Source organism: Stenotrophomonas sp. GD03777 (genome assembly GCF_029842485.1).
Classification (GTDB): Bacteria; Pseudomonadota; Gammaproteobacteria; order Xanthomonadales; family Xanthomonadaceae; genus Stenotrophomonas; species Stenotrophomonas sepilia.
Map to the genome: position 1 here is coordinate 1 of NZ_JAOCGL010000211.1, position 2498 is coordinate 2498.

The following is a 2498-nucleotide window of genomic DNA, read 5'->3' on the forward strand; positions in this document are numbered from 1 at the left end:
AGGCAGAATCCCCCCATACCCTTCCAGGATCTGCCCATGCGCGTTCTGCTGCTTTCCTCCCTGCTGCTCACCGTCACCGCCTGTACCTGGGTGCCGATCGAACCGGCCGGCAAGGCAACCCGCGTGCTGCCGGCAGGGCCGGTTCCGGCCGGCTGCATCGCCAAGGGCGAGGTGGTGGTCACCGTGAAGAGCAAGGTCGGCTTCTACAACCGCAACCCGCTGCGGGTGCAGGAAGAGCTGGAAACCCTGGCCCGCAACGAGGCCCCGAGCGCCGGCGCCAATGCCGTCCAGGCCGCTGCGGCCCCCGCCGATGGCAGCCAGCGCTTCGCCGCGTTCCAGTGCCCGCCGCGCTGAACGCTTCACCATACGGCCGAGGCTGAATTCGTAAAGATGCGGTGAAAGCCCGGGGGTTATAGAATAGCGCCCCCTTTTGCCTGAGCCTTGGCGCTAACCTCGATGCTCTTCAAGAATGTCTCGATCGCCGGCCTGGCACACGTCGACGCACCGCATACGCTGACGACCAAGGAAATCAACGAACGCCTGCAGCCGACGTTGGATCGCCTGGGTATCCGCACCGATGTGCTTGGCGACATCGCCGGCATCCACGCCCGCCGCCTGTGGGACAACGGCGTGCTGGCGTCGGACGCCGCCACCATGGCCGGCCGTAAGGCACTGGAAGACGCGGGCATCACCGCGACCCAGGTCGGCCTGCTGGTCAACACCTCGGTCAGCCGCGACTACCTGGAGCCGTCCACGGCCTCGATCGTGTCGGGCAACCTCGGTGTCAGCGACGAATGCATGACCTTCGACGTCGCCAACGCCTGCCTGGCCTTCATCAACGGCATGGACATCGCGGCGCGCATGATCGAGCGCGGTGATATCGACTACGCGCTGGTGGTGGACGGCGAGACCGCCAACCTGGTGTACGAGAAGACCCTGGAGCGCATGACCGCCCCGGACGTCACCGCCGATGACTTCCGCAACGAGCTGGCCGCGCTGACCACCGGGTCGGGCGCCGCCGCGATGGTGATGGCGCGCGCGGAGCTGGTGCCGGACGCGCCGCGCTACAAGGGCGGCGTGACCCGCTCGGCCACCGAGTGGAACCAGCTGTGCCTGGGCAACCTGGACCGCATGGTCACCGACACCCGCCTGTTGCTGATCGAAGGCATCAAGCTGGCGCAGAAGACCTTCAGCGCCGCCAAGATCGCACTCGGCTGGGCCGTGGAGGAGCTGGACCAGTTCGTGATCCACCAGGTCAGCCAACCGCACACCGCCGCGTTCATCAAGAACTTCGGCATCGACCCGAAGAAGGTCATGACCATCTTCGGCGAGCACGGCAACATCGGCCCGGCCTCGGTGCCGATCGTGCTGAGCAAGCTCAAGCAGCTGGGCAAGCTGAAGAAGGGTGATCGCATCGCGCTTCTGGGTATTGGCTCGGGCCTGAACTGCTCGATGGCTGAAGTGGTCTGGTAAGCAGCCCGTTGCCCGACCTCCTGTAGAGCCGAGCCATGCTCGGCTCACGCGCGCAGCGCGGCTCTTCCGCAGCGGACCGGAGAGCAGCCGAGCAACGGCTCGGCTCTACATTGCGCCGCGACTCTCCTTAGGTGCTCCGCATGCGCGATCTTCCCGGTTACCCCGCCCACCCGCAGCGCTTCGAGGTCCGCCCCGGCCTGTCGATGAACTATCTCGACGAGGGCCCGCGCGATGGCGAGGTGGTGGTGATGGTGCACGGCAACCCGTCGTGGAGCTACTACTGGCGCACGCTGGTGGCCGGCCTGTCGGACACCTACCGCTGCATCGTGCCGGACCACATCGGCATGGGCCTGTCGGACAAGCCGGACGACAGCCGCTATGAGTACACGCTGCAGTCGCGCGTGGACGATCTTGATGCGCTGCTGAAGCACCTGGGCATCAGCGGCCCGGTGACCCTGGCCGTGCACGACTGGGGCGGCATGATCGGGTTCGGCTGGGCGCTGTCGCACCACGAGCAGGTGAAGCGCCTGGTGGTGCTCAACACCGCTGCCTTCCCGATGCCGGCGGCAAAGAAGATGCCGTGGCAGATCGCACTGGGTCGCCACTGGAAGATCGGCGAGTGGATCATCCGCAGCTTCAACGCGTTCTCGTCCGGTGCCTCGTGGCTGGGCGTGGAGCGGAAGATGCCGGCCGATGTGCGCCGCGCCTACGTGTCGCCGTACAACAGCTGGGCCAACCGCATCAGCACCATCCGCTTCATGCAGGACATCCCGCTGTCGCCGGCCGACAAGGCCTGGTCGCTGCTGGAACGCGCCGGCAAGGCGCTGCCGTCGTTCGCCGACCGTCCCGCCTTCCTCGGCTGGGGCCTGCGCGACTTCGTGTTCGACCATCATTTCCTGAAGGGCTTCCAGGCCGCGCTGCCGAATGCCCAGGTGCATGCCTTCGAGGATGCCGGCCACTATGTGCTGGAAGACAAGCAGGACGTGCTGGTGCCGGAAATCCGCGCGTTCCTGGACGCCAACCCG

General features: G+C 66.6%; 3 protein-coding genes. All 3 read left to right on the plus strand.

Annotated features, from left to right (window positions below; all coding sequences use genetic code 11):
* The first annotated feature begins 36 nt into the window (after window positions 1-36).
* The gene (locus tag N5E02_RS20815; protein ID WP_005407628.1) at window positions 37-354 is read left to right on the plus strand and encodes a DUF4156 domain-containing protein; all 318 of its coding nucleotides are present in this window, start codon (window positions 37-39) and stop codon (window positions 352-354) included.
* A gap of 102 nt (window positions 355-456) precedes the next feature.
* Entirely contained in the window at window positions 457-1473 is a 1017-nt protein-coding gene (locus tag N5E02_RS20820; RefSeq protein WP_005420782.1) for a 3-oxoacyl-ACP synthase III, read from the plus strand.
* Between the two features lie 140 nt (window positions 1474-1613).
* Window positions 1614-2498 (plus strand): alpha/beta fold hydrolase (locus N5E02_RS20825; protein ID WP_279946724.1); only part of this gene is annotated, 885 nt, incomplete at its 3' end.

Excerpts from the sequence above, each read along its gene's own strand:
- N5E02_RS20820 (WP_005420782.1), top strand. The coding sequence starts at position 457 with ATGCTCTTCAAGAATGTCTCGATCGCCGGCCTGGCACACGTCGACGCA.
- N5E02_RS20815 (WP_005407628.1), top strand. The coding sequence starts at position 37 with ATGCGCGTTCTGCTGCTTTCCTCCCTGCTGCTCACCGTCACCGCCTGT.